General features: G+C 80.1%; 2 protein-coding genes and 1 pseudogene. All 3 read left to right on the top strand.

Going from position 1 to position 5,036, the window contains the following annotated elements:
- On the top strand, positions 1 to 1,751 hold a 1,751-nt coding region (locus tag RKE29_RS27830; protein WP_312008447.1), incomplete at its 5' end, for a beta-ketoacyl reductase.
- Between the two features lie 39 nt (positions 1,752 to 1,790).
- A pseudogene (locus RKE29_RS30890) lies at positions 1,791 to 1,841 on the top strand (hypothetical protein); the annotation flags it as partial.
- A gap of 109 nt (positions 1,842 to 1,950) precedes the next feature.
- Positions 1,951 to 5,036 (top strand): beta-ketoacyl synthase N-terminal-like domain-containing protein (locus RKE29_RS27825; RefSeq protein ID WP_312008449.1); only part of this gene is annotated, 3,086 nt, incomplete at its 3' end.

The raw sequence follows: 5,036 nt of genomic DNA, 5'->3' as shown, positions 1-5,036 counted from the left end.
CGCTGCCCGCCCCGGCCGGCCCCGGCGACGGCGCGGCCGATCCCGCGCCCGCGCTGAACGCGGCGGCGGCGCTGGTCCAGGCCCTGGGCGACGCCGGAGTCGACGCGCCGCTGTGGTGGGTCACCCAGGGAGCCGTGTCGGTCATGGGCGAACCGCCCGCGGACGCGACCGCGGCGGCCCTGTGGGGCCTGGGCCGCGTCGTCGGCCTGGAGCACCCGCGGCGCTGGGGCGGCGCGGTCGACCTGCCCGCGTCCGTCGACGCCCGCGCCGCCGGCACGCTCGCCGCCGCGCTCGCGGCGCGCCCGTCCGGCTCGTCCGGCGAGCCGGACGAGCAGCATGAGCCGGAGGTCGCCGTCCGCCCGCTGGGCGTCTTCGTCCGCCGCCTGGCCCGGATGCCGCACGCCGAGCTGGGCGCCGCCCGCGGCACCCCGTGGCATCCGGGGCGTACCGCGCTGGTCACCGGCGGGACCGGCGCCCTGGGCGGGCACGTCGCCCGTTGGCTCGCCCGCGCGGGCGCCGAGTGCGTCGTCCTGGCCGGGCGCCGCGGCGAGGCCGCGCCCGACGCGCCGCGCCTGCGCGAGGAGCTGGCGGCCGCCGGCGCCGACGTGGTGATCGCCGCGTGCGACGTGTCCGACCGCGACGCGCTGGCCGACCTGCTCGCCGGGCTGCGGGACCAGGGCCGGCGGATCGACACGGTCGTGCACGCCGCGGGCGCCGCCGTGGCCGGGCCGCTGGACCACCTCACGCCCGAGGACGTCGCCGAAGCCGTCGCGGCCAAGGTCCGCGGCGCGGTGCTGCTGGACGAGCTGCTGGGCGACGACCAGCCCGGCACCTTCGTGCTGTTCTCCTCCGGCGCCGGCGTGTGGGGCGGCGCCGGGCAGGGCGCGTACGCGGCGGCCAACGCCTACCTCGACGCGTTCGCCGAGCAGCGCCGGGCCCGCGGCCGGGCGGCGACCGCCGTCGCCTGGGGCCGGTGGGGCGGCGGCGGCATGGCCGCCGGCGCCGCGGGCCGCCGGCTGGCGCGGATCGGCGTGCCGGCGATGGACCCCGGCCTGGCGCTGGAGGCCCTGCGCCAGGCCCTCGACGAGGACCTGACCGGCGTCACCGTGGCCGACCTGGACTGGCCGCGCTTCGCGGCCGCGCTCAGCCTCGCCGGGCCGCGCCCGCTCATCGCCGGCCTGGTGCCCGCGGACGCTCCGGCGGACGGCGGCGCGGACGCCGAGGCGGCCGTATCCGCCCCGGACGCGCTGCGCGAGCGGCTGGCCGCCCTGCCCGGCCCGGCCCGGTACGAGGCGCTGCTGGCGCTGGTGACCGCGGAGGCCGCCGCCCAGCTCGGGCACGCCGACCCGGCCGGCGTCGAACCCCAGCGGCCCTTCCGCGACCTCGGGTTCGACTCGCTGGCCGCCGTGGGCCTGCGCAACCGGCTGGGCGCCGCCACCGGCCTGACGCTGCCGTCCACGCTGGCCTTCGACCACCCCAGCGCCGACGCGCTCGCCGGGCACCTGGAGCGCGAACTGTTCGGCGCGGACGCCGCCGCCGTCCCCGTACTCGACGTGCTGGACCGCCTCGAAGCCGACCTGCCGGGGCTGTCCGACGCGGCCGGCCGGGAGCGCGCCGCGGCGCGCCTGGCGCAGCTCGCGGAGCGGCTGCGCGGCGCGGCGGGCCCGCCGGCGGCCGGCGGCCCCGACTTCGACCGGGCCACCGACGACGAGATGTTCGACATCCTCGGGAAGGAGTTCGGGATCTCCTGACCAGCCGTCAGCAGCACTCGTAACCGACGGGAACAGCACATGTCCAACGAAGACAGGCTCCGGCACTTCCTGCGGCAGACGGCCGCCGACCTGAGCCGCACCAGGCAGCGCCTGCGGGAGGCCGAGGAGGCGTCCCGCGAGCCGATCGCGATCGTCGCCGCCGCCTGCCGCTACCCCGGCGGCGTCCGGTCCGNTCGCGATCGTCGCCGCCGCCTGCCGCTACCCCGGCGGCGTCCGGTCCGCCGACGACCTGTGGCGCCTGGTCGCCGACGGCACCGACGCGGTCTCCGGTTTCCCGGCCGACCGGGGGTGGGACGCGGCGGCCCTGGACGGCGGCGGCCTCGCCGGGCCCGCCGCCCGGCAGGGCGGCTTCGTCCACGACGCGGCCGAGTTCGACGCCGGGTTCTTCGGCATCGCGCCCCGCGAGGCGCTGGCGATGGACCCGCAGCAGCGGCTGCTGCTGGAGACCTCCTGGGAGGCGTTCGAACGCGCGGGGATCGACCCGGCGTCGCTGCGGCGCAGCCGTACGGGCGTGTTCGTCGGCGCCTCGGCCCTCGGCTACGGCGGCGGCGCCCGCCGCGGCGCCTCCGAGGCGGACGGCTACCGGGTGACCGGCGGGTCGATGTCCGTGGTGTCGGGCCGCGTCGCCTACGCCTTCGGCCTGGAGGGGCCGGCCGTCACCCTGGACACGGCGTGCTCGTCGTCGCTGGTCGCCCTGCACGCGGCGGGGCAGGCGCTGCGGGCGGGGGACTGCGACCTGGCGCTGGCGGGCGGGGTGACGGTGATGGCCCGGCCGACCGCGTTCGTGGAGTTCGCACGGCAGGGCGGCCTGTCCTCGGACGGCCGGTGCAGGTCGTTCGCCGCCGCCGCGGACGGTACGGGCTGGGGCGAGGGCGTCGGCCTGCTGCTGGTGGCGCGGCTGTCGGACGCGGTGCGCAACGGGCACCCGGTGCTGGCGGTGGTGCGCGGCTCGGCGGTCAACCAGGACGGCGCCTCCAACGGCCTGTCCGCCCCCAACGGCCCCTCGCAGGAACGCGTCATCCGCCAGGCCCTGGCCAGCGCCCGCCTGTCGCCCGGCGACGTCGACGCGGTGGAGGCGCACGGCACCGGCACCACCCTCGGCGACCCCATCGAGGCCCAGGCCCTGCTGGTCGCGTACGGGCAGGACCGGCCGGCCGGACGCCCGCTGCGGCTCGGGTCGGTCAAGTCCAACATCGGCCACACGCAGGCCGCGGCGGGCGTCGCGGGCGTCATCAAGATGGTGATGGCCATGCGGCACGGCGTACTGCCGCCGACCCTGCACGTGGACGAGCCGACACCGCACGTCGACTGGACGGCGGGCCGGGTCGAGCTGCTGACCGGGCCCGTGCCGTGGCCGGAGGCGGACCGGCCGCGCCGCGCGGGCGTGTCGTCCTTCGGCATCAGCGGCACCAACGCGCACGTCATCCTCGAACAGGCCCCGCCGCCGGCCGACGCGGCGCAGCCGCGCCCGCCGGCCGCGCCCGGCGTAGGCGGCCTCATCCCCTGGGTGCTGTCGGCCCGGTCCCCCGAGGCGCTGCGGGCGCAGGCCGCCCGGCTGCGCGACCGGGTGGCGGCCGGACCGGCGCTCGACCCCGCCGACGTCGGCTGGTCGGCCGTCACCGGGCGGGCGCTGCTGGAGCGGCGCGCCGTCGTGCTCGGCCGCGACGCCGCCGGGCTGACCGCCGGGCTGACCGCTGTCGCGGACGGCGTGCCCGCGCTCGCCCGCCCCGACGGCTCGTGCGTCGTGGTGACGGGTTCCGCGCCGCGCGCGGCGGGCTCCGGCGGCCGGCCGGCGGCGGTCCGGTACGCGGCGGTGTTCACGGGCCAGGGCGCGCGGTACCGCGGCGCGGGCCGCGAGCTGTACGCCGCCTTCCCGGCGTTCGCGGCGGCGCTGGACGAGGTGTGCGCGGCCTTCGACGCGGTCCTCCCGTTCTCGGTGCGCGAGGCGCTGCTGGGCGCGGACGGGGACGCGGCGGACGGGACCGCGGTCGAAGGGGGCGCGGCCGAAGGGGCGGCGGACACGGGGGCGGCCCAGCCGGCGCTGTTCGCGTTCGAGGTCGCCCTGTACCGGCTGTGGCGCTCCCTGGCGCCGGAGCCGGACTTCGTGGCCGGGCACTCGCTGGGCGGCATCACGGCGGCGTTCGTGGCCGGGGTGTTCTCCCTCAAGGACGCGGTGGCGTTCGTGGCGGCGCGGGCGCGGGCGATGGCCGAGTTGCCGGCGGGCGGCGGAATGCTGGCGGTGGAGGCGAGCGAGGAGCAGGTGCGGGCGCTGCTGGCGCGGGAGGGCGTGGCGGGCGCGGAGGTGGCGGCCGTCAACGGCCCCGCCGCGGTGGTGGTGTCGGGCGACGCGGGCCCGCTGGCGCGGGTGGCGGGGCTGTGCGGGACGCGGGGCTGGCGCTCCTCCCGGCTGCGGGTGTCGCACGCGTTCCACTCGGCGCGGGTCGAACCGGCCCTCGGGGAGCTGCGCGAGGTGCTGCGGGGTGTCGCGCTGTCGGCCCCGGCCGTGCCGGTGGTGTCCGAGACGACGGGCCGGGCGGCGTCCGGGGGCGAGCTGTGCGACCCGGAGTACTGGGTGCGGCACACGCGGGAGCCGGTGCGGTTCGCCGACGCGGTCGGAGCGCTGCGGGACGCGGGCGTCTCGACGTTCGTGGAGATCGGGCCGGAGGCGGCGCTGACGGCGATGGTCGCGCAGTGCACGGCGGGCGGCGACGCGGCGGCCGTGCCCGCCCAGCGCCGCGGCGCCCACCGGGTCGCCGCGCTCGCCGCCGGGCTGGCGGCCGCGTTCGTCCGCGGGACGCCGGTCGACTGGGCCGCCGCCCTCGCCGGGGCGCGCCGCGTCGACCTGCCGACGTACGCCTTCCAGGGCCGGCGCTACTGGCTGGCCCCCGAGACGCCGCCGGCCGCGGCCGCCGACCCCGTGGACGGCCGCCTGTGGGACCTGGTCGAGCGCCGCCGCGCCGGTGACCTCGCCGCCCTGCTCGGCCTGCCGCAGGACGCCCCGGCGGGCGAGCTGCTGCCCGCCCTGTCGTCCTGGCGCACGCGCGAGCGCGCCGCGCGGGCCGTCCGGTCGTGGCGCTACGACGTGCGGTGGGAGCCCTGGGACGGCGGCGCGCCCGGCGCCGCCCTGCCCGGGCGGTGGCTCGTCGTCCACCACCCCGGGCAGGCCGCCCTGTACGAGGCGGTCGCCGCCGCGCTCGCCGCCCGCGGCGCCCAGCCCCTGGCCCGTACGCTCGACGCCGCCGCGCCGGACCGGGCCGCGCTGGC

Source organism: Streptomyces sp. B1866 (genome assembly GCF_031932565.1).
GTDB lineage: Bacteria > Actinomycetota > Actinomycetes > Streptomycetales > Streptomycetaceae > Streptomyces.
Note: the sequence above shows the minus strand (reverse complement) of the source record. Positions and strands in the feature narration are given on the sequence as shown.